This is a genomic window from Streptococcus sp. oral taxon 061, from assembly GCF_964211575.1.
In the GTDB taxonomy this organism is placed as follows: Bacteria; Bacillota; Bacilli; order Lactobacillales; family Streptococcaceae; genus Streptococcus.
Genome location: NZ_CAXOQQ010000009.1, coordinates 1 through 21,548 on the forward strand (window position 1 = coordinate 1; position 21,548 = coordinate 21,548).

Consider the following 21,548-nt stretch of genomic DNA (forward strand, 5'->3'; position numbering starts at 1 on the left):
TTATCCGCCATAGCTCAGTTGGTAGTAGCGCATGACTGTTAATCATGATGTCGTAGGTTCGAGTCCTACTGGCGGAGTAGTTAAACGTTCTAAGGAACGTTTTTTTGTTTTCTTGGGTTTATTTTTCTGGATTTTTTAGAGCTTTTTTCCATCTATTTTTACTTCTTTTCTTTGTTTTAAGTTTGTTCAGCTTAAAATTTTTACTTTATAGAAATATTTATCTATTTATTTAGTCTTTCTGATAGACTTGTTTTATCAATAAGAAAGGTTTTTTATATGCTTCAAAAATATTATGATCGATCTTTGATTTTTCTAAAGCAAGTCGAAAATGAATATTCATTTTTATTTCAAAGTACTGATGAATGGGAATTACTCCATCTTAAATTTTTACTTTATTATTTAATTCGTTTTAGGATAAAGAATGAGAAGGATTTTCTTCTATGTCATTTTAGAGCAGCATACCGGATCTATCTTAATCATTTACTTGGACAAACATTCAATTATTGTTAGTAGATACAGTTATTTTCATTTATTACGAACGTTAATTTATATATAATAAAAAATATATAGTATAATCTTAAATTTTTACTTTATTTATTTTAAAATCAAAGGAAAACCCTAATCTTTTCTAGTGTTTATCCTTGATAAAATGGTGTTTTTTTCTTATAATAAATTGTAAGATATAATTGTGGGTGAGAGTCCCACCATGTATATGAGAAAGGACGAGCCTTTTGGCTCAGACGAAAATTTATTATGACTTCAGTTGTTGTTGTAGGTACCCAATGGGGTGATGAAGGTAAAGGAAAAATTACAGATTTTCTTTCAGCTAATGCGGAAGTGATTGCTCGTTACCAAGGCGGAGATAATGCAGGTCACACAATTGTTATTGATGGAAAGAAATTTAAATTGCACTTGATTCCTTCAGGTATCTTCTTCCCAGAGAAAATCTCTGTTATTGGTAATGGGATGGTTGTCAACCCTAAATCTCTTGTAAAAGAATTGTCTTATTTGCATGAAGAAGGTGTTACAACAGATAATCTTAGAATTTCTGATCGTGCGCATGTTATTTTGCCTTATCACATTGAGTTAGACCGTCTTCAAGAAGAAGCTAAGGGTGATAACAAGATTGGGACGACAATTAAAGGAATTGGTCCAGCCTATATGGACAAGGCAGCTCGTGTTGGAATTCGTATTGCGGATCTTTTGGATAAAGAAATCTTCCGTGAACGTTTAGAACGTAATCTTGCTGAGAAAAATCGTCAATTTGTAAAATTGTATGATAGTGAACCTATTTCAATTGATGATATTTTTGAAGAATACTATGAGTATGGCCAACAAATCAAGCAATATGTGACTGATACTTCTGTCATCTTGAACGACGCGCTTGATAATGGTAAACGGGTTCTCTTTGAGGGGGCACAAGGTGTTATGTTAGATATCGACCAAGGTACCTATCCATTTGTTACTTCATCAAACCCTGTGGCTGGTGGTGTGACAATTGGTTCTGGAGTAGGTCCAAGCAAGATTGACAAAGTTGTCGGTGTATGTAAGGCTTATACAAGTCGTGTAGGTGATGGTCCTTTCCCAACTGAGCTTTTTGATGAAGTTGGCGATCGTATCCGTGAAATTGGTCATGAATATGGAACAACTACAGGCCGCCCACGTCGTGTAGGTTGGTTCGACTCAGTTGTTATGCGTCACAGCCGTCGCGTTTCTGGTATCACAAACCTATCATTGAACTCTATCGATGTTTTGAGTGGCTTGGATACAGTAAAAATCTGTGTGGCTTATGATCTTGATGGTCAACGTATTGATTACTACCCAGCTAGTCTCGAACAATTGAAACGTTGTAAACCAATCTACGAAGAATTGCCTGGTTGGTCTGAAGATATCACTGGAGTACGTAATTTGGAAGACCTTCCTGAAAATGCACGCAACTATGTTCGCCGTGTTAGCGAATTGGTGGGTGTTCGTATTTCAACATTCTCAGTAGGTCCTGGTCGTGAACAGACAAATATTTTAGAAAGTGTTTGGTCATAGGAGATTTTTTAAGATTTGTTTAAGACAGGTCGGATATACTAAAGACAGTTACAAGAAGACCTCCTAACTTGTTGTAACAAATTTCCTAAACTTTTCTTTTTCATAATAATCTCCCTATAAAGTCACCGCATTCGGTGGCTTTTTTTGTCCTAAGAAACATGGTATAATTGTAGAGTTGATAGCTAGGAAAGAGAGAAGAAATGGATTACACGCTTGAAGAAAAAGAAGTTTTTATGAGAGAGGCCTTAAAGGAAGCGGAGATTGCTTTAGAGCATGATGAAATCCCCATTGGTTGTGTCATTGTTAAGGACGGACAAATTATTGGTCGTGGGCATAATGCTCGTGAGGAGTTGCAACGGGCAGTCATGCATGCGGAAATTATGGCCATAGAGAATGCTAATCTGAGTGAAGAGAGCTGGCGCTTGCTCGATTGTACCCTTTTTGTGACCATTGAGCCTTGCGTCATGTGTAGTGGGGCAATTGGTCTTGCTCGTATTCCAAAGGTTATTTACGGGGCTAAAAACCAAAAATTTGGTGCTGCTGGGAGTCTGTACGATATCTTGACGGATGAACGTCTCAATCATCGTGTAGAGGTTGAAACGGGGATTTTAGAGGATGATTGCGCAGGGATTATGCAGGACTTTTTCCGTAATAGACGTAAAAAATAATTTCTCTTTAAAAATAGAGGAGAATGTGGTATAATAAACAGTGGAGCAACAGTTCTGCGTGAAGCGGGTCAGGGGAGGAATCCAGCAGCCCTAAGCGAGTGTGAATTGTGTGCTCTTTTTTCGTGCTTTTTTCGAATAAATAAGATAAAATAGCCTAGAATAAATGATTAAAAAGAGGAATAATATGAAAATTCGTGGTTTTGAATTAGTTTCTAGTTTTACAGATGAAAATTTGCTCCCAAAGCGTGAGACAGCGCATGCAGCTGGGTACGACTTAAAGGTTGCAGAACGCACGGTGATTGCACCAGGTGAGATCGTCCTCGTACCAACTGGGGTCAAGGCCTATATGCAAGCTGGAGAGGTGCTTTATCTTTACGACCGTTCCTCTAATCCTCGCAAGAAGGGTCTGGTCTTGATTAACTCTGTGGGTGTCATTGACGGAGACTATTATGGCAATCCAGGTAATGAGGGACATATCTTTGCACAGATGAAGAATATTACAGACCAAGAGGTTGTTCTTGAAGTTGGGGAACGTGTGGTTCAGGCTGTCTTTGCACCATTTTTAATCGCAGATGGAGATGAGGCAGACGGAGTTCGTACTGGTGGGTTTGGATCAACTGGGCACTAAGATGAAGATTATCTTTGTACGTCATGGAGAGCCAGATTATCGTGTGTTAGAGGAGCGTTCCTATACTGGATTCGGGATGGATTTGGCGCCCTTATCTGAGAAGGGATGGCAGCAAGCTCAGGAACTGAGCAAAAATTCTTTGCTACACTCAGCTGATCTACTAGTTTCTTCTGCAGTCACAAGAGCTTTAGAAACTGCTAGCTATGTGGCTTGTGCTACTGGACTTCCTTTGAGAGTGGAGCCATTATTGCATGAATGGCAAGTCTATGAAAGTGGCGTAGAGAATTTTGAAAAAGCTCGCACTCTGTTTCTAGAAAATAATGGATCCTTACCTCCTAATAGTCCCTTTCAATATGAGACAGCTGAGGAAATGAGATCTCGGTTTCTAAAATCTATGCGCAAGTATCGAGACTATCAGACAGTCGTTGTTGTCACTCATCGAATGCTCATGCGCCAATTTGTACCAGACGAGAAGATTGATTTTTGCCAAGTGATTGAATGTGAGATAGAGATATAGAAAGAAGCACAATGAATGAGCTATAAGGATTTTCAAGCTTTTACTGCCGAGAATTGTCTAGGGTATAAGAAGATTTATGAGATCAGTATTGGAGGATTTCTTTACCTAGCATTTCTCCCTGATGCCTATCATAAAATTCTTTGCATTTCTTCAGACTACATGTCAATCATTGACAGTGAAAATGGGCAAGTAACTCCGATAGACGGGGATTACGATGAGGTAGAGTTAGTAGCCATGTGTGAGGGATATGATTCACCTATCCCTATCTCTGGTCAATACGGTGGAAATCTCCCTCTGGATAATGGCAAAGACATCAGAGTGACAATGGATAAAGACCAATCTGAAGAGTATCCCATTTTAACTATTTATTGGGGGAAAGATGAGGAAGCTAAAAGTCAAATTTATAAAGGTTATTTACCCTATATTTTTGGATTCAGTCCTGATGGTCGGTATTATGTCCATGCGGATGATGGTGGCCTTACTGTTCTGAAACAAGATAGTTGCTGACGTGAAAAGAATAAGAGATTTTATAATGAGAGGATTAGAATTATAGCTAAGAAAAAAGCGACATTTGTGTGTCAAAATTGTGAATATAATTCACCAAAGTATTTAGGACGCTGTCCAAACTGTGGAGCTTGGTCTTCTTTTGTTGAGGAGGTTGAGGTTGCAGAGGTTAAGAATGCGCGTGTGTCCTTGACGGGTGAGAAAACTAAGCCCATGAAACTGGCTGAAGTAACATCTATTAATGTCAATCGAACCAAGACAGAGATGGAGGAGTTCAATCGTGTGCTTGGAGGCGGAGTGGTACCAGGAAGTCTTGTCCTTATCGGTGGGGATCCAGGGATTGGGAAATCAACCCTTCTCTTACAAGTATCAACCCAGCTGTCTCAAGTAGGAACAGTCCTCTATGTCAGTGGTGAGGAGTCTGCACAGCAGATTAAACTCCGTGCAGAGCGCTTGGGGGATATTGATAGCGAGTTTTATCTCTATGCTGAGACCAATATGCAGAGCGTGAGAGCTGAGGTAGAGAGAATCCAGCCTGATTTTCTCATCATCGACTCTATACAGACCATTATGTCTCCTGAGATTTCTGGAGTGCAAGGATCGGTTTCTCAAGTACGCGAGGTGACAGCTGAACTCATGCAGCTGGCCAAGACCAATAACATCGCCATCTTTATCGTCGGCCATGTGACCAAGGAAGGAACCTTGGCGGGACCTCGAATGTTGGAACATATGGTGGATACGGTGCTTTACTTTGAAGGGGAACGCCACCATACCTTCCGTATCTTGAGAGCAGTCAAAAATCGTTTTGGATCGACCAATGAGATTGGAATCTTTGAGATGCAGTCAGGTGGCTTGGTTGAGGTTTTCAATCCAAGTGAAGTGTTTCTGGAAGAACGCTTGGATGGAGCGACTGGTTCGTCCATCGTTGTGACAATGGAAGGAACACGTCCAATTCTTGCGGAAGTGCAGGCCTTGGTGACGCCGACCATGTTTGGAAATGCTAAGCGTACGACGACAGGGCTTGATTTCAATCGTGCTAGCTTGATTATGGCTGTTTTGGAAAAACGGGCTGGTCTCTTGCTTCAAAATCAGGATGCCTATCTCAAATCAGCTGGTGGTGTCAAATTAGATGAGCCTGCTATTGACCTGGCTGTTGCAGTTGCTATTGCTTCTAGCTACAAGGATAAGCCAACCAATCCCCAGGAATGTTTTGTAGGAGAGTTGGGCTTGACGGGAGAGATTCGGCGCGTAAATCGTATCGAACAACGGATCAATGAAGCTGCTAAGCTTGGATTTACAAAAATCTATGTACCAAAAAACTCCCTAACAGGTATAAAGCCACCTAAGGAAATTCAGGTGATTGGGGTGACGACTATTCAGGAAGTCTTGAAAAAAGTATTCTCCTAATCGTTATGGTCAGTTTTAGATGACTAATTATTTTATTGCTAACATTTATTAAAAATAAGGAGGAATTTCTGATGAAATTTTCTATGGATAGTCAAATGCAGTTTCCTTTGGTAGAGTTGTCGCTCAATCAGGGGGAAACGGTCTTTATTCAGCGCGGTAGCATGGTCTACCACACACCTAATGTAAGTCTCAATACCCAGCTCAATGCAAGCGGTTCTGGTTTGGGACGTTTTGTCAAAGCTGTAGGGCGTTCAATGGTTTCTGGTGAAAGTACCTTTATCACTCAAGCTGTTGCAGAGTCTGACAACGGCAACCTTGCTTTAGCACCAGATACTCCTGGTCAAGTGATTGCTCTTGAGCTAGGCGAAAAGCAATATCGATTGAATGATGGGGCCTTTTTAGCTCTTGATGGTACAGCTTTCTATACAATGGAGCGCCAGTCTATTGGGAAAGCTCTGTTCGGAGGGCAAGGCGGCCTCTTTGTGATGACAACCCAAGGTCAGGGAACTCTTTTGGCCAATGCCTTTGGATCTATTAAGAAAATTGAGTTGCAAAACCAAGAAATAACGATTGACAATGCCCATGTGGTGGCTTGGAGTCAATCTCTGGACTATGATATCCACTTAGAAAATGGCTTCTGGCAGTCTATTGGTACAGGCGAAGGAGTGGTGAATACCTTCCGAGGTACCGGTGAAGTCTATGTACAAAGTCTCAATCTTCAGAGCTTTGCAGGCTCTCTTAACAAGTATATCCAAAAAGGCTCATAATATTAAAAAAACTAGGACAGAACCCCAAGCTAGTTGCTGGATGTCTCTGTCCCAGTTTTTTTATATGAAAGTTGACAGCTGACAAGACAAAGAAAAGATGGTAAGATAGGAGATAAATAATTTGGTGTTCAAATTATCTGGCAGACTAGAAAGTGAGTTGTCATGTCCTATTTTGAAAATTTTTTAAAAGCCAATCAAGCTTATGTAGAACTACATGGAGATTTGCATCTATCCATTAAACCCAAGACCAAGGTTGCAATCGTGACTTGTATGGATTCGCGTCTACACGTTGCGCCAGCTCTGGGGTTAGCTCTGGGAGATGCCCATATTTTACGGAATGCGGGTGGTCGAGTGACGGACGATATGATTCGCTCGCTTGTGATTTCTCAACAACAGATGGGTACAAGAGAGATTGTAGTTCTTCATCATACAGACTGCGGGGCTCAAACCTTCAATAACGAGGATTTTCAAGAGCACTTGAAATGTGAATTGGGAGTTGATGTATCTGGGCAGGATTTTTTACCGTTTCAAGACATCGATGAGAGTGTTCGAGAGGATATGAAGTTGTTGCGAGAATGTCCCTTAATTCCAGATGATGTCATTATTTCAGGAGCTGTTTATGATGTAGATACAGGTAGTATGAGGGAGATATACTAACTTTCTATTTAAAAGTTTCTAGAGTAGCATGAAGTAGGATGAGAAGGTTGACAAGTTTTTACCTTTGATATCACTAATATAAAATAGCATAAGATAAGAGTATAAAAGTCTACTCTTGTCTTATTTTTTATTGAAAAATCGAGAAAAAAGCGCTACAATGGTAGATGGAAAAATGTTGTGAAAAACACAAGTGATACATAAATACCGGAGGAAAACATGTCTTTTTCTGATTTAAAGCTGTTTGCCCTTTCTTCAAATAGAGAATTGGCAGAGCGTGTGGCGCAAGAGATTGGGATAGAGTTGGGGAAATCGACTGTTCGTCAATTTTCAGATGGAGAAATTCAAGTTAACATCGAAGAATCTATTCGTGGGAAACATGTCTTTATCTTACAATCAACTAGCTCACCTGTAAATGACAATCTACTAGAGATTTTGATTATGGTTGATGCTTTGAAACGTGCCAGTGCAGAATCTGTCAACGTTGTTATGCCTTACTATGGCTATGCGCGTCAGGATAGAAAGGCTAGAGCGCGTGAACCAATCACTGCAAAACTCGTGGCAAATATGCTTGAAGTAGCTGGAGTTGATCGTTTATTGACGATTGATTTGCACGCTGCGCAGATTCAAGGTTTCTTTGATATTCCGGTGGATCACTTGATGGGTGCTCCTTTGATTGCGGATTACTTTGAGCGTCGTGGTATGGTTGGTTCTGACTATGTTGTTGTCAGTCCAGACCATGGTGGTGTCACTCGTGCTCGTAAATTAGCAGAATTCTTGAAAACTCCGATTGCGATTATTGATAAACGTCGCAGTGTAGACAAGATGAATACCAGTGAAGTGATGAATATCATTGGTAAGGTAGAAGGTAAGACTTGTATCTTGATTGACGATATGATTGATACAGCTGGAACCATTTGTCATGCGGCTGATGCTCTAGCAGAAGCAGGAGCTGTTGAAATTTACGCAAGTTGTACGCACCCAGTTCTTTCAGGACCAGCTATGGATAACATCCAAAAATCAGCCATTAAAAAATTGGTTGTTTTGGATACTATCTATCTTCCAGAAGAACGTTTGATTGATAAGATTGAACAAATTTCTATCGCTCATCTCCTAGGTGATGCTATTGTACGTATCCATGAAAAACGTCCTCTTTCTCCATTATTTAGTATCGAGAAAAAAATCTAAACTTTCACTTGAATAAACGAATTTCCTAGCAGACTTTTCTCTTGCTAGGAAATTTTTTGTAGCCAATAACTGCAAGCCTTTTCAAAATATGCTATACTGATGAAAAAGGAGGGTTTCTATGACTCAAGAATTTATCAATCCAAGCGATGGCGTGATCCGTCAGTATCTAGCAACCAGTAAAACTCTAGCTGTAGTAGGCTTATCCGATCGTGAGGAAACAACTAGCAATCGAGTGACTAAAGAAATGCAGGCTCGTGGCTATAAAATTATTCCAGTTAACCCTAAAGCTGCAGGTAGCGAGATTTTGGGAGAAAAGGCTTATGCCAGTCTAGCTGAAATTCCTTTCCCTGTAGATATCGTCAATGTATATCGTCGCAGTGAATTTTTACCTGATGTAGCACGAGACTTTCTCAAGGCGGATGCCAAGATTTTCTGGGCACAACTAGGACTTGAAAGTTTGGAAGCAGAAGAAATCTTGCGTGCTGGAGGATGCGATGATATCGTGATGAACCGTTGTATTAAGAGAGAACATACACGTTTAATTCTTGAACAATAAAAAGGTAGCCTAAAGGCTACCTTTTGTGTTGTACTCAATGAAAATCAAAGAGCAAACTAGGAAACTAGCCGCAGGCTGTACTTGAGTACGGCAAGACGACGTTGACGTGGTTTGAAGAGATTTTCGAAGAGTATTAGAAAATGCCGATGAGTGTTTGCATACCAAGACTAGTCAGGATGATAGCAATCCAGCAAAGGGCTCCAAGAAGAATGGATTTTCCACTGGATTTGATCATAGCAATGAGGTTGGTTTTGAGACCGATAGCACTCATCGCCATGATGATGAGGAATTTGGAGAGTTGCTTGAGAGGTGAAAAGAAACTATTGCTGACACCGAATGATGTGAGAAGAGTAGTTAGCAGAGAAGCTAGGATAAAGTAGAGAATGAAAACGGGGAAGATTTTTTTAAGCTTCACTCCTTGGTTGTTACCTTGTTGACGGCTCTGCCAGTAGGAGAGGAAGAGAGTAATAGGGATAATAGCCAGGGTGCGTGTCAGTTTGACAATAGTGGCAGACTCGAGAGTATTGCTTTGGTAAAGACTATCCCAGGCGCTAGCAGTAGCTGTCACAGAGGACGTATCGTTGACCGCAGTACCCGCAAAGAGAGCAAAACCTTCGTTGGAAAGATGGAGCCAAGAACCTAGAGTTGGAAAGATAAGAGCTGCCAAGACATTGAAGAAAAAGATAACTGAGATTGCTTGGGCCACTTCTTTTTCCTTTGCGTGAATAACAGGAGCTGTCGCAGCAATGGCAGAACCGCCACAGATAGAAGAGCCTACACCAACCAAGGTAGCTAGCTTGGTATCAAGGTTAAACAAGCGTTGGAAAAAGAAAGCTACAATTAAGGCGATAGAAATGGTTGAAAGGATAACAGGGAGGGAAGATTTTCCAACTGCGAAAATTTGAGATATATTGAGGCCAAATCCAAGCAAGATAACAGCATACTGGAGTAATTTTTTAGAGCTATAAGTCAAGCCTGCATCCAGTTGTTTGTAGTTAGAGAGAAAGGGATGGAGCAACATACCGATAAAAATGGCAAAAACTGGTGCTCCCACAACAGGCAGAAAGCCTCCTAAAACCCAAGAGATGATTGAGATAATCAGACAGGCTAACAGTCCTGCCCAATTCTTTGATAGAAATGACATAAAAACCTCCGAAAATAAGCACTTCTTATTATAATCTTGTCTATCAGAAAAGTAAAATAGAAAGTAGGAATAAGGTTGAAAATAAATGGAATTTTGCGGTCAGAGAGCTTTTGTAGTATAATAGATATATGTTCTTTGATCAAGGAGGATATATATGGACTTAACCAAACGCTTTAATAAACAATTAGATAAGATACAAGTTTCCTTGATTCGTCAATTTGACCAGGCTATTTCAGAGATTCCTGGAGTACTGCGATTGACCTTGGGAGAACCAGATTTTACAACACCAGATCATGTCAAGGAAGCTGCAAAGCGAGCCATTGACCAAGATCAATCCTACTATACAGGGATGAGTGGTTTGTTGACCTTGCGTCAGGCGGCGAGTGATTTTGTAAAAGAGAAATATCAGCTAGACTACAATCCAGAGAATGAAATCCTGGTCACAATTGGTGCGACAGAGGCTCTATCAGCTACTCTGACAGCTATTTTGGAGGAAGGAGACAAGGTTCTCTTGCCAGCTCCTGCCTATCCTGGCTATGAGCCAATAGTTAATCTAGTTGGTGCAGAGATTGTCGAGATTGATACGACTGAGAATGGTTTTGTCTTAACTCCAGAAATGCTAGAAAAAGCGATTTTAGAGCAAGGTGACAAGCTCAAGGCAGTTATTCTCAACTATCCAGCCAACCCTACAGGAATTACTTATAGTCGCGAGCAATTAGAAGCCTTGGCAGCTGTTTTACGTAAGTATGAGATTTTCGTAGTCTGTGATGAAGTCTACTCAGAGTTGACTTATACAGGGGAAAATCATGTATCTTTGGGGACTATGTTGAGAGATCAGACAATTATTATTAACGGTCTTTCTAAATCCCATGCCATGACAGGTTGGCGTTTAGGTTTTATCTTTGCACCAGCAAACTTCACAGCTCAACTCATCAAGAGTCATCAGTATTTGGTAACTGCTGCAAACACCATGGCGCAACATGCTGCAGTAGAAGCATTGACAGCTGGTAAAGATGATGCAGAACCGATGAAGAAGGAATATATCCAGCGTCGGGACTATATTATCGACAAGATGACTGACCTTGGTTTTGAGATTATTAAACCAGATGGGGCTTTTTATATCTTTGCTAAGATTCCAGCAGGCTATAATCAAGATTCCTTTGCTTTTCTGAAGGATTTTGCCCAGAAGAAGGCTGTTGCTTTTATTCCTGGTGCTGCCTTTGGTCAGTATGGAGAAGGCTATGTTCGCCTATCTTATGCAGCTAGCATGGGAACCATCAGAGAAGCTATGAAACGACTTGAGGAGTACATGAGAGAAGCATGATTCAATCGATTACGAGTCAGGGTTTAGTACTTTACAATCGAAATTTTCGAGAGGATGATAAGCTTGTTAAAATCTTTACAGAACAGGCAGGGAAGCGCATGTTTTTTGTCAAACACGCCGGCCAATCCAAACTAGCTCCTGTCATTCAACCTTTAGTCTTAGCCCATTTTCTCCTAAAAGTCAATGACGATGGACTTAGTTATATAGAAGATTATCATGAGGTGAAGACTTTTCCGAAAATCAATAGCGATCTCTTTGTTATGGCTTATGCGACTTATGTTGCGGCCTTGGCAGATGCGAGTTTGCAGGATAACCAAGAAGATGCTCCCTTATTTGCTTTTTTGCAAAAGACTTTAGAGCTGATGGAAGAGGGTCTGGATTATCAAGTTTTGACAAATATTTTTGAAATTCAAATATTGACACGTTTTGGAATCAGTCTCAACTTTAATGAGTGTACCTTTTGTCATCGTGTGGGGCAAGCCTTTGACTTCTCCTTCAAATACGGGGGTTGTCTTTGTCCCGATCATTACCATGAAGATGAGAAACGATGTCATTTAAATCCCAATATTCCTTATCTGCTCAATCAATTTCAAGCCATTGATTTTGAGACCTTGGAGACTATCTCACTTAAGGCCGAAATCAAGCAGGACTTGCGTAAGTTTATGGACCAAATCTACGAGGAATATGTCGGCATTCATCTGAAATCAAAGAAATTTATTGATTCCCTAGCCGACTGGGGACAACTACTGAAAGAGGAAGACAAATGAAAAAAATCGCAGTTGATGCAATGGGTGGCGATTACGCACCGCAAGCTATTGTAGAGGGAGTTAATCAAGCCCTTGCTGACTTTTCAGATATTGAGATTCAACTTTACGGAGATGAAAGCAAAATCAAGCAATATCTAACAGCTACAGAGCGCGTCAGCATTATCCATACAGATGAGAAGATTGACTCAGACGACGAGCCAACAAAAGCTATCCGTAAGAAGAAAAATGCCAGTATGATTTTGGCGGCCAAGGCTGTCAAAGATGGAGAGGCAGATGCTGTTCTTTCTGCAGGGAATACAGGTGCTTTGCTAGCTGCAGGATTTTTCATTGTTGGTCGTATCAAAAATATCGACCGACCTGGGCTTATGTCAACATTGCCAACGATTGATGGTAAGGGTTTTGATATGCTGGATCTCGGAGCTAATGCCGAAAATACAGCTCATCACCTCCATCAATACGCAATTCTAGGTTCTTTCTACGCTAAGAATGTTCGTGGTATTGAAAAACCTCGTGTAGGTTTGCTTAATAACGGGACAGAGAGTAGCAAGGGAGATCCACTCCGCAAGGAAGCCTATGACCTATTAGTGGCTGACGAGAGTTTGAATTTCGTCGGGAATGTGGAAGCACGTGATTTGATGGATGGTGTTGCTGATGTAGTCGTAACAGATGGTTTCACGGGAAACGCTGTGCTCAAAGCTATTGAAGGGACTGCTATGGGTATCATGGGCTTGCTCAAAAATGCTATTGTAGGTGGCGGTCTTAGAGCCAAGCTAGGTGCTTTCCTTCTTAAGGATAACCTCAGAGGTTTGAAAAAACAGCTCAACTATTCAGATGTTGGAGGCGCGGTTCTGTTTGGTGTTAAGGCGCCAGTAGTTAAGACTCATGGCTCAAGTGATGCCAAGGCTGTCTATAGCACAATACGCCAGATTCGTACCATGCTTGAGACAGATGTAGTTGCCCAAACTGCGCGTGAATTTTCAGAGGAATAAGGAGAATAATATGACAGATCAACAAATTTTTGACCGTATCGTAACCATCATTCAAGAGCGTCAAGGAGAAGACTTTGTCGTAACCGAAAACTTGAGCTTAAAGGATGATTTGGATGCTGATTCAGTAGATTTGATGGAATTTGTCCTAACCATTGAGGATGAATTTGGAATTGAGATCAGTGATGAAGAAATTGACAATCTCCAAAGTGTCGCAGACGTATTAGCAATCATTAAAAATAGAACATAAGAAAAAGCAACATGCCTGGCATGTTGCTTTTTTATGTAGACTGTGCTGATATGGTTTTTTTGTGATAGGTAAAGCATTTATCTTGACAAATTTGTTTATTCATATGAACACTTAAACTTATATCAGTACAGTTTGAGTACAGATATTGTTTTTTTAGAAAGAGTTACCTATTTCTTACTTTGTTTGGCTAAAATAATCTTACAGAACTTTTAATTAGATTGTTAAGAAAAAGGATAAGAATATGAAATTTAGGAAAAAACACTACCGCTCACAGATGGATCAGAAGGACTGCGGAGTGGCTTCGTTGGCCATGGTGTTTGGCTATTTTGGAAGCTATTATTCATTAGCACGTCTACGAGAGTTAGCCAAAACGACTATAAATGGGACGACAGCTTTGGGGCTAGTGAAAGTTGCGGAGGAACTTGGGTTTGAAACACAGGCTATTCAAGCGGATATGAGCCTGTTCGATTTGCCTGATTTGACATTTCCTTTTATCGTACACGTACTTAAGGAAGGAGAATTACTTCATTACTATGTAGTAACCGGACGGGATAAGGAGAATATTCATATAGCTGACCCAGATCCAGGGATTAGATTGACAAAACTATCGCGCGAAAGATTTGAAGAAGAATGGACAGGAACAACTATCTTTGTGGCTCCTTCCCCAAATTATCAGCCACATAAGGACAAGAATCAGGGTCTTACTTCTTTTCTGCCTATTTTGATAAATCAGAAAGGTTTGATCATCAATATCATTTTAGCGACAGTTCTAGTAACCTTGATTAATATTGTTGGTTCATACTATCTACAATCTATTATTGATACCTATGTACCAAATCAGACCTCTTCGACCCTAAGTGTTGTTTCTATATGTCTTGTTATCGTGTATGCCCTTCAGCAGATTTTGTCTTTTGCTCAAGATTACCTATTAATTGTCCTTGGGCAACGTCTATCGATTGATGTTATTTTATCTTATATCAAACATGTTTTTCATCTACCTGTGTCTTTTTTTGCGACTCGACGGACGGGGGAAATCGTGTCTCGATTTACAGATGCCAATAGTATCATAGATGCCTTAGCTTCAACCATTATTTCAATTTTTTTAGATATATCTACGGTATTGATTATTTCCATAATCTTATTTTTGCAAAATAGTAGTCTCTTTTTCATAAGCTTATTGGGTCTTCCCATTTATGCTGCAATTATTTTTGCTTTTATGAAACCTTTTGAAAAGATGAACCGGGATACTATGGAAGCAAATGCAACCCTATCATCATCCGTTATAGAGGATATCAATGGTATTGAAACGATTAAATCCTTGGCTAGCGAAAAAACACGCTACCAAAAGATTGATAGGGAATTTGTGGATTATCTGAAAAGATCCTTTACTTATAGTAGAGCAGAAAGTCAGCAAAAAGCTCTTAAAAAACTTGCTCAACTTTTTCTAAATGTCTGTATTTTATGGATGGGGGCCAATCTTGTTATGGATGGGAAAATGAGCTTAGGACAGTTAATTACCTATAATACACTTCTTTATTATTTTACGAATTCTCTAGAAAATATCATCAACCTTCAGAGTAAGATTCAAACAGCTCAAGTTGCTAATAGTCGTCTCAACGAGGTCTATCTGGTCAAATCCGAGTTTGAAGAACAGAAAATGGTAGAGGATTTGAGTATGGTTCAAGGAGATATGACTTTTAAGGGAATTCACTACAAGTATGATTATGGTCAAGATATCTTATCAGATATCAATTTGACAATCAAACAGGGTTCTAAAATAGCTCTTGTAGGGATTTCAGGATCAGGGAAGTCGACTCTAGCTAAGATGATGGTTAATTTTTACAACCCAAGTCAGGGAGAAATCAGACTTGGGGATATGAATTTAAATCATATTGATAAAAAGTCTCTGCGCCAACATATCAACTATTTACCTCAACAACCCTATGTATTCAATGGAACAATTTTAGAAAATCTCCTGCTTGGAGCTAAAGAGGGAACTACTCAGGAGGATATAGTGCGTGCGGTGGAATTAGCAGAAATTCGTGAAGATATTGAGCGTATGCCCTTGAATTACCAGACAGAATTGACTTCTGATGGTACAGGAATTTCTGGTGGTCAACGCCAGAGGATTGCTTTGGCGCGTGCTCTCTTGACAGATGCTCCTATCTTGATTTTGGATGAGGCGACGAGCAGTCTAGATATCTTAACAGAGAAACGGATAGTAGACAACCTCATGAATCTAGATAAGACCTTGATTTTCATCGCTCACCGTTTAACTATTGCTGAACGGGTGGAGAAGGTTATCGTTTTGGATCGGGGTAAGATTGTAGAGGAGGGGAATCATGCTGACTTGCTTGCTCGAAATAGTTTTTATAATCATTTAGTTAACTGTTAGAAAGGAGAAAGAATGCATCTTGAATTTTTAGAAAGTGCGGAATTTTATAATCGACGTTATCATAATTTTTCCAGCCGAGTGATTTTTCCTATGTCACTTTTGGTTGTGTTTACGTTTGGATTTGCAATGTTTGCAGAAAAGGAAATTAGTTTATCTTCGAAAGCTACAGTTGAACCTAGTCGTATCATTGCTAATATCCAATCAACTAGTAATAGGCGGATGGTAGTTAATTATCTGGAAGAGAACAAACAAGTGCAACGAGGAGATTTACTTGTTCAGTATCAGGAGGTTGGAGATGTGATTCAGGATGAAGCTAATGTTAATCAGTTGGAGAGTTTTAGAAATCATCAAAGTAAAACAAGTAACCTTAAGAACAGTACTACACAACCCAATATAGGTCTCTTTTCTCAGAATTCTTCGACTGTACAAGAGCAGATAGCTTTAGAGCAAGATGATTTAGAAGGAGAAATAGGCAAAAAAAATCAAACTAGCTTACTCGAAACAGGAACAATAAGAGCCCAGGAAGACGGAGTTCTTTATCTCAATCCTGAAAGGAATCAATCTGCGGTAGTCACAGAAGGAACATTACTGGCTAAATTATATCCACTATTAGATAGAGAAGGGAAAACAAAATTGACGGCCTATCTTAGTTCAAAAGATATTGTGAGAATCAAGATTGGAGATTCTGTACGCTTTACCACGACTAATGACGCTAATGGTCAAGTGAGACTTATTTCTACTATCACTAGTATTGATACAATTGCAACGAGAACTGACCAAGGAAATTTCTTTAAAATAGAAGCGGAAACAAAAATAACTCAAGAACAAGCTGAAAAGCTTAGGTATGGTTTAGAAGGCCGTTTACAGATAATTACAGGCAAGAAAAGTTATTTACGCTATTATTTGGATGATTTCTTGAATTGGGAATAATGATCACTTTTTCTTAAATAATATTTAAAAACTGTAATCCTAAAACGATTTACAGTTTTTATAAAACTCAGGATGGAATGCGTTTTCGTTCGTGAAATATTTGATTTTTACTTATCGTTGTGATAAAATGAGCTCAAGTAATACGAAAGGCGAACAAGAAAATGTCCAGTAAACTTATTTATACGGGAAAAGCTAAAGACATCTATACTACAGAAGACGAACATGTGATTAGGTCCGTTTATAAGGACCAGGCTACCATGCTGAATGGTGCTCGTAAAGAGACCATCGAAGGCAAAGGTGTGCTCAATAATCAGATTTCGTCTCTTATTTTTGAAAAATTGAATGTTGCGGGTGTGGCTACTCACTTTATCGAACGTATCTCTGATACCGAACAATTGAACAAGAAGGTTACCATCATTCCTTTGGAGGTTGTGCTTCGTAACGTGACGGCAGGTTCTTTCTCAAAACGGTTCGGTGTTGAAGAAGGTTTGGACTTGAAAACTCCAATCGTTGAATTTTACTACAAAAATGATGAGTTGGATGATCCATTTATCAATGATGAGCATGTGAAGTTCTTGGATATTGCCAATGATGAACAAATTGCTTATATCAAGGAAGAAACGCGTCGTATCAATGAATTGCTGAAAGATTGGTTTGCACAAATTGGTCTTCGATTGATTGACTTCAAATTGGAATTTGGTTTTGATAAGGATGGCAAGATTATCTTGGCAGACGAATTCTCACCAGACAACTGCCGCCTTTGGGATGCGGAAGGGCACCATATGGATAAGGATGTGTTCCGTAGAGATTTAGGCAGTTTAACGGATGTATATAAGATTGTGTTGGAGAAATTGCAGGGCTTGAAGTAACTTGTTTGAAAGGCAAAACCTTCGTCTTCGATAACCTATTTGAATAGAAATAAAGGAAATAAAATGGATAAACGTATTTTCGTTGAGAAAAAAGCTGATTTTCGTGTAAAATCTCAGTCTTTAGTAAAAGAATTACAGCATAATCTTCAGTTGAAAACGTTGAATGATCTTCGTATTGTTCAGGTTTACGATGTCTTTAATTTGGCAGAGAACTTGTTTGCGCGTGCGGAAAAACACATCTTCTCTGAGCAAGTGACCGATACTGTTTTGGATGAAGCTGCGGTTAAGGCTGATCTTGAGAATTATGCTTTCTTTGCTATTGAAAGTTTGCCTGGTCAATTTGACCAACGTGCAGCATCTTCACAGGAAGCTTTGCTTTTACTTGGTAGTTCAAATGATGTAACGGTGAATACAGCACAATTATACTTGGTCAATAAGGATATTGATGCGAATGAATTGGAAGCTGTCAAAAACTACCTCTTGAACCCAGTGGATTCTCGTTTCAAAGATATCACTCTTGGCATTGCGAAACAGGATTTCTCTGAGTCTGACAAGACCATTCCAAGCTTGGATTTCTTTGAAAGCTATACGGCAGAAGATTTTGCACAGTATAAGGCAGAGCAAGGATTGGCCATGGAAGTGGATGACCTCCTCTTCATTCAAGACTATTTCAAGTCAATTGGACGTGTGCCAACTGAGACTGAGTTGAAGGTTTTGGATACTTATTGGTCTGACCACTGCCGTCATACAACATTCGAGACTGAGTTGAAAAACATCGACTTCTCAGCTTCTAAATTCCAAAAACAATTGCAAGCGACTTATGACAAGTATATTGCCATGCGTGATGAGTTGGGACGTACAGAAAAACCTCAAACCTTGATGGATATGGCCACTATTTTTGGCCGTTATGAGCGTGCCAATGGCCGTTTGGATGACATGGAAGTATCTGATGAAATCAATGCCTGCTCTGTTGAAATTGAAGTGGATGTCAATGGTGTCAAAGAACCATGGCTTCTCATGTTCAAGAACGAAACCCATAACCACCCAACGGAAATCGAACCATTTGGTGGAGCGGCTACTTGTATCGGTGGGGCCATTCGTGACCCATTGTCAGGGCGTTCTTACGTTTACCAAGCCATGCGTATTTCAGGTGCTGGCGATATTACAGCTCCAATTTCAGCGACTCGTGCTGGTAAATTGCCACAACAAGTAATTTCTAAAACAGCGGCTCACGGTTATTCTTCATATGGGAACCAAATTGGTCTTGCAACAACTTATGTTCGTGAATACTTCCACCCTGGTTTCGTTGCGAAACGTATGGAGCTAGGTGCCGTTGTCGGTGCGGCTCCTAAGGAAAATGTTGTCCGTGAAAAACCTGAAGCAGGTGATGTGATTATCTTGCTCGGAGGTAAGACTGGACGTGATGGTGTCGGTGGTGCGACAGGTTCATCTAAAGTTCAAACGGTTGAATCTGTTGAAACGGCTGGTGCTGAGGTTCAAAAAGGGAATGCCATCGAAGAACGGAAGATTCAACGTCTTTTCCGTAATGGGGAAGTGACACGTCTGATCAAGAAATCAAATGACTTTGGTGCTGGTGGTGTCTGTGTGGCTATCGGTGAATTGGCAGATGGTCTTGAAATTGATCTAGACAAAGTGCCATTGAAATACCAAGGTTTGAATGGTACCGAAATTGCCATCTCTGAATCTCAAGAGCGTATGGCTGTGGTAGTTCGTCCAGAAGATGTAGCTGCCTTCATTGCAGCATGTAATAAAGAAAATATTGACGCGGTTGTCGTCGCGACAGTGACGGAAAAACCAAATCTTGTCATGCACTGGAATGGTGAAACGATTGTTGATTTGGAACGTCGTTTCCTTGATACAAACGGTGTGCGTGTAGTTGTGGATGCTAAGGTAGTTGACAAAGATGTTAATCTTCCAGAAGAACGCCAAACATCTGCCGAAACCCTTGAAGCGGATACTCTTGCAGTCTTGGCTGATCTTAACCATGCTAGTCAAAAAGGCTTGCAAACCATCTTTGATAGCTCAGTTGGTCGTTCAACTGTTAATCACCCACTCGGTGGTCGCTACCAAATCACACCAACTGAAGCTTCTGTACAGAAATTGCCAGTCCAACATGGTGTGACAACAACTGCTTCTGTTATGGCGCAAGGGTTCAATCCTTATGTAGCAGAATGGTCTCCATATCATGGTGCTGCTTATGCGGTCATCGAAGCAACCGCTCGTTTGGTTGCTGCTGGTGCAAACTGGTCTAAGGCTCGTTTCTCTTATCAAGAGTACTTCGAGCGTATGGATAAACAAGCAGAGCGTTTTGGTCAACCAGTAGCAGCTCTTCTTGGGTCCATTGAAGCTCAGATTCAACTTGGTTTGCCATCTATCGGTGGTAAGGACTCCATGTCTGGTACCTTTGAAGAATTGACAGTACCACCAACCTTGGTTGCTTTTGGTGTCACAACTGCAGATAGTCGTAAGGTCCTTTCTCCAGAATTTAAAGCTGCTGGTGAAAATATCTATTACATCCCAGGTCAAGCTTTGGCACAAGAAATTGACTTTGATCTTATCAAGTCTAACTTTGCTAAGTTTGAAGCCATCCAAGCTGACCACAAAGTGACAGCTGCATCAGCGGTCAAATATGGTGGTATCCTTGAAGCTCTTGCCCTTGCAACATTTGGTAACCATATCGGTGCCACTGTAACCCTTGAAAATCTTGAGACTGTCCTGACAGCTCAATTGGGTGGATTCATCTTCACATCTCCTGAAGAAATTGCGGGAGTTAAGAAGATTGGACAAACAGCAGCTGACTTTACACTTACTGTCAATGGTGTAACGCTTGATGGACATAAACTTGACAGTGCCTTCCAAGGTAAATTGGAAGAGGTCTACCCAACGGAATTTGCACAAGCAACTGAGTTGGAAGAAGTACCTGCGGTGACATCAGATGCTGTCATCAAAGCTAAAGAAACAGTTGAGACACCAGTGGTTTACATCCCAGTGTTCCCAGGTACTAACTCTGAGTACGATTCAGCTAAGGCCTTTGAAAAAGAAGGTGCAAAAGTCAACTTAGTACCATTTGTCACACTCAACGAAGAGGCTATTGTCAAGTCTGTTGACACAATGGTTGACAATATCGGAAAAGCCAACATTATCTTCTTTGCAGGTGGCTTCTCAGCCGCTGACGAACCTGATGGATCAGCTAAATTCATCGTTAATATCTTGCTTAACGAAAAAGTACGTGCAGTTATCGATAGCTTCATCGAAGGTGGTGGTTTGATTATCGGTATCTGTAACGGATTCCAAGCTCTTGTCAAATCTGGTCTTCTTCCATATGGTAACTTTGAAGATGCAAACAGTACTAGTCCAACTCTCTTCTACAATGATGCCAACCAACACGTGGCTAAGATGGTTGAAACACGGATTGCTAACACGAACTCACCATGGCTTGCTGGCGTGAAAGTTGGTGACATCCATGCCATCCCAGTATCACACGGTGAAGGTAAGTTTGTCGTGACAGCTGAGGAATTTGCAGAACTTCGTGACAATGGTCAAATCTTTACCCAATATGTTGACTTCGAAGGCAAACCAAGCATGGACTCTAAATACAATCCAAATGGTTCTGTCAATGCGATTGAAGGTATCACAAGCAAGAACGGTCAAATTATTGGTAAGATGGGTCACTCAGAACGTTTCGAAGACGGTCTTTTCCAAAATATTCCAGGGAATAAAGACCAATATCTCTTTGCATCAGCGGTTAAATACTTTACTGGAAAATAGGCTTTGCAGATTTTCTAATAGATAACCATCAGTAAATGTAAAATCAAGTAGATCTAACTTACGACAATTGCAAATGATTTATTGTTGCGAGTGAAACGAGCTTCTGCCGTATCATTCCGCTCTAGTATCGTTAAGGAATGATACACAAATAAAAATTAGGTATAA

At 40.3% G+C, this 21,548-nt stretch carries 20 protein-coding genes, 1 tRNA gene and 1 other RNA gene; 21 read left to right on the top strand and 1 reads right to left on the bottom strand.

Annotated features, from left to right (window positions below):
- The first annotated feature begins 3 nt into the window (after positions 1-3).
- The 13 genes from AB8E63_RS07350 (at position 4) to AB8E63_RS07410 (ending at position 8,929) form a co-directional block, all read left to right on the top strand.
- Positions 4-77, top strand: a tRNA-Asn gene (locus tag AB8E63_RS07350).
- Positions 78-276: 199 nt separating this feature from the next.
- Positions 277-510, top strand: coding sequence for a sigma(X)-activator ComW (gene comW, locus AB8E63_RS07355; protein ID WP_368910610.1), 234 nt, complete (start codon positions 277-279; stop codon positions 508-510).
- A gap of 243 nt (positions 511-753) precedes the next feature.
- A complete protein-coding gene (locus AB8E63_RS07360) occupies positions 754-2,040 on the top strand; it encodes an adenylosuccinate synthase (protein WP_368910611.1) in 1,287 nt (428 codons plus the stop codon).
- 200 nt (positions 2,041-2,240) lie between these two features.
- Entirely contained in the window at positions 2,241-2,708 is a 468-nt protein-coding gene (tadA, locus tag AB8E63_RS07365) for a tRNA adenosine(34) deaminase TadA (protein WP_368910612.1), read from the top strand.
- A 32-nt stretch (positions 2,709-2,740) separates the two neighbouring features.
- An RNA gene (gene ffs, locus AB8E63_RS07370) (signal recognition particle sRNA small type) lies at positions 2,741-2,840 on the top strand.
- A 52-nt stretch (positions 2,841-2,892) separates the two neighbouring features.
- Positions 2,893-3,336 carry a dUTP diphosphatase gene (locus tag AB8E63_RS07375; protein ID WP_368910614.1) on the top strand — a complete coding sequence of 148 codons (444 nt, stop codon included), beginning with the start codon at positions 2,893-2,895 and terminating at the stop codon, positions 3,334-3,336.
- Positions 3,287-3,853: a histidine phosphatase family protein gene (locus tag AB8E63_RS07380; RefSeq protein ID WP_033686024.1), complete on the top strand. Its 567-nt coding sequence runs from the start codon at positions 3,287-3,289 to the stop codon at positions 3,851-3,853. Before AB8E63_RS07375 ends, AB8E63_RS07380 begins: the two co-directional genes overlap by 50 nt.
- A gap of 15 nt (positions 3,854-3,868) precedes the next feature.
- The gene (locus tag AB8E63_RS07385; RefSeq protein ID WP_006153147.1) at positions 3,869-4,360 is read left to right on the top strand and encodes a hypothetical protein; all 492 of its coding nucleotides are present in this window, start codon (positions 3,869-3,871) and stop codon (positions 4,358-4,360) included.
- A 39-nt stretch (positions 4,361-4,399) separates the two neighbouring features.
- A complete protein-coding gene (radA, locus tag AB8E63_RS07390; RefSeq protein WP_368910660.1) occupies positions 4,400-5,764 on the top strand; it encodes a DNA repair protein RadA in 1,365 nt (454 codons plus the stop codon).
- A gap of 71 nt (positions 5,765-5,835) precedes the next feature.
- Positions 5,836-6,531 (top strand): TIGR00266 family protein, encoded by a 696-nt coding sequence (locus tag AB8E63_RS07395; RefSeq protein WP_024054220.1) that lies wholly within the window; start codon positions 5,836-5,838, stop codon positions 6,529-6,531.
- Between the two features lie 162 nt (positions 6,532-6,693).
- Positions 6,694-7,188: a carbonic anhydrase gene (locus AB8E63_RS07400; protein WP_281137612.1), complete on the top strand. Its 495-nt coding sequence runs from the start codon at positions 6,694-6,696 to the stop codon at positions 7,186-7,188.
- 216 nt (positions 7,189-7,404) lie between these two features.
- Entirely contained in the window at positions 7,405-8,373 is a 969-nt protein-coding gene (locus AB8E63_RS07405) for a ribose-phosphate diphosphokinase (protein ID WP_368910616.1), read from the top strand.
- A gap of 118 nt (positions 8,374-8,491) precedes the next feature.
- Positions 8,492-8,929 carry a CoA-binding protein gene (locus AB8E63_RS07410; protein ID WP_024053793.1) on the top strand — a complete coding sequence of 146 codons (438 nt, stop codon included), beginning with the start codon at positions 8,492-8,494 and terminating at the stop codon, positions 8,927-8,929.
- Between the two features lie 133 nt (positions 8,930-9,062).
- On the opposite strand, the gene AB8E63_RS07415 is transcribed toward AB8E63_RS07410, so the two are convergent.
- Positions 9,063-10,073 (bottom strand): YeiH family protein, encoded by a 1,011-nt coding sequence (locus tag AB8E63_RS07415; protein ID WP_368910618.1) that lies wholly within the window; start codon positions 10,071-10,073, stop codon positions 9,063-9,065.
- A 154-nt stretch (positions 10,074-10,227) separates the two neighbouring features.
- Between AB8E63_RS07415 and AB8E63_RS07420 the strand changes: the two genes are divergently transcribed.
- The 8 genes from AB8E63_RS07420 to AB8E63_RS07455 all read left to right on the top strand — a co-directional run bounded on the left by AB8E63_RS07420 (position 10,228) and on the right by AB8E63_RS07455 (position 21,383).
- Positions 10,228-11,397, top strand: coding sequence for a pyridoxal phosphate-dependent aminotransferase (locus tag AB8E63_RS07420; RefSeq protein ID WP_368910620.1), 1,170 nt, complete (start codon positions 10,228-10,230; stop codon positions 11,395-11,397).
- Entirely contained in the window at positions 11,394-12,164 is a 771-nt protein-coding gene (gene recO / locus AB8E63_RS07425; RefSeq protein WP_006150509.1) for a DNA repair protein RecO, read from the top strand. The genes AB8E63_RS07420 and recO overlap by 4 nt, the downstream gene beginning before the upstream one ends.
- Complete coding sequence (gene plsX, locus AB8E63_RS07430) at positions 12,161-13,153, top strand: phosphate acyltransferase PlsX (protein WP_368910621.1); 993 nt, start codon at positions 12,161-12,163, stop codon at positions 13,151-13,153. Before recO ends, plsX begins: the two co-directional genes overlap by 4 nt.
- Positions 13,154-13,163: 10 nt before the next feature.
- Positions 13,164-13,400 carry an acyl carrier protein gene (locus AB8E63_RS07435; protein ID WP_368910623.1) on the top strand — a complete coding sequence of 79 codons (237 nt, stop codon included), beginning with the start codon at positions 13,164-13,166 and terminating at the stop codon, positions 13,398-13,400.
- Positions 13,401-13,641: 241 nt separating this feature from the next.
- On the top strand, positions 13,642-15,795 hold the full coding sequence (gene comA / locus AB8E63_RS07440; protein WP_368910624.1) for a peptide cleavage/export ABC transporter ComA: 2,154 nt from the start codon (positions 13,642-13,644) through the stop codon (positions 15,793-15,795).
- Positions 15,796-15,807: 12 nt separating this feature from the next.
- Entirely contained in the window at positions 15,808-16,725 is a 918-nt protein-coding gene (locus AB8E63_RS07445; protein ID WP_368910626.1) for an HlyD family efflux transporter periplasmic adaptor subunit, read from the top strand.
- Positions 16,726-16,886: 161 nt separating this feature from the next.
- Positions 16,887-17,594 (top strand): phosphoribosylaminoimidazolesuccinocarboxamide synthase, encoded by a 708-nt coding sequence (gene purC / locus AB8E63_RS07450; protein WP_368910627.1) that lies wholly within the window; start codon positions 16,887-16,889, stop codon positions 17,592-17,594.
- 63 nt (positions 17,595-17,657) lie between these two features.
- Positions 17,658-21,383, top strand: a complete 3,726-nt coding sequence (locus AB8E63_RS07455) for a phosphoribosylformylglycinamidine synthase (RefSeq protein WP_368910628.1) — start codon at positions 17,658-17,660, stop codon at positions 21,381-21,383.
- Positions 21,384-21,548 lie beyond the last annotated feature (165 nt).

Coding starts and splice junctions, on each gene's coding strand:
- comW (WP_368910610.1), top strand. CDS start 277: ATGCTTCAAAAATATTATGATCGATCTTTGATTTTTCTAAAGCAAGTC.
- AB8E63_RS07360 (WP_368910611.1), top strand. CDS start 754: ATGACTTCAGTTGTTGTTGTAGGTACCCAATGGGGTGATGAAGGTAAA.
- tadA (WP_368910612.1), top strand. CDS start 2,241: ATGGATTACACGCTTGAAGAAAAAGAAGTTTTTATGAGAGAGGCCTTA.
- AB8E63_RS07375 (WP_368910614.1), top strand. CDS start 2,893: ATGAAAATTCGTGGTTTTGAATTAGTTTCTAGTTTTACAGATGAAAAT.
- AB8E63_RS07380 (WP_033686024.1), top strand. CDS start 3,287: ATGAGGCAGACGGAGTTCGTACTGGTGGGTTTGGATCAACTGGGCACT.
- AB8E63_RS07385 (WP_006153147.1), top strand. CDS start 3,869: ATGAGCTATAAGGATTTTCAAGCTTTTACTGCCGAGAATTGTCTAGGG.
- AB8E63_RS07395 (WP_024054220.1), top strand. CDS start 5,836: ATGAAATTTTCTATGGATAGTCAAATGCAGTTTCCTTTGGTAGAGTTG.
- AB8E63_RS07400 (WP_281137612.1), top strand. CDS start 6,694: ATGTCCTATTTTGAAAATTTTTTAAAAGCCAATCAAGCTTATGTAGAA.
- AB8E63_RS07405 (WP_368910616.1), top strand. CDS start 7,405: ATGTCTTTTTCTGATTTAAAGCTGTTTGCCCTTTCTTCAAATAGAGAA.
- AB8E63_RS07410 (WP_024053793.1), top strand. CDS start 8,492: ATGACTCAAGAATTTATCAATCCAAGCGATGGCGTGATCCGTCAGTAT.
- AB8E63_RS07415 (WP_368910618.1), bottom strand. CDS start 10,073: ATGTCATTTCTATCAAAGAATTGGGCAGGACTGTTAGCCTGTCTGATT.
- AB8E63_RS07420 (WP_368910620.1), top strand. CDS start 10,228: ATGGACTTAACCAAACGCTTTAATAAACAATTAGATAAGATACAAGTT.
- recO (WP_006150509.1), top strand. CDS start 11,394: ATGATTCAATCGATTACGAGTCAGGGTTTAGTACTTTACAATCGAAAT.
- plsX (WP_368910621.1), top strand. CDS start 12,161: ATGAAAAAAATCGCAGTTGATGCAATGGGTGGCGATTACGCACCGCAA.
- AB8E63_RS07435 (WP_368910623.1), top strand. CDS start 13,164: ATGACAGATCAACAAATTTTTGACCGTATCGTAACCATCATTCAAGAG.
- comA (WP_368910624.1), top strand. CDS start 13,642: ATGAAATTTAGGAAAAAACACTACCGCTCACAGATGGATCAGAAGGAC.
- AB8E63_RS07445 (WP_368910626.1), top strand. CDS start 15,808: ATGCATCTTGAATTTTTAGAAAGTGCGGAATTTTATAATCGACGTTAT.
- purC (WP_368910627.1), top strand. CDS start 16,887: ATGTCCAGTAAACTTATTTATACGGGAAAAGCTAAAGACATCTATACT.
- AB8E63_RS07455 (WP_368910628.1), top strand. CDS start 17,658: ATGGATAAACGTATTTTCGTTGAGAAAAAAGCTGATTTTCGTGTAAAA.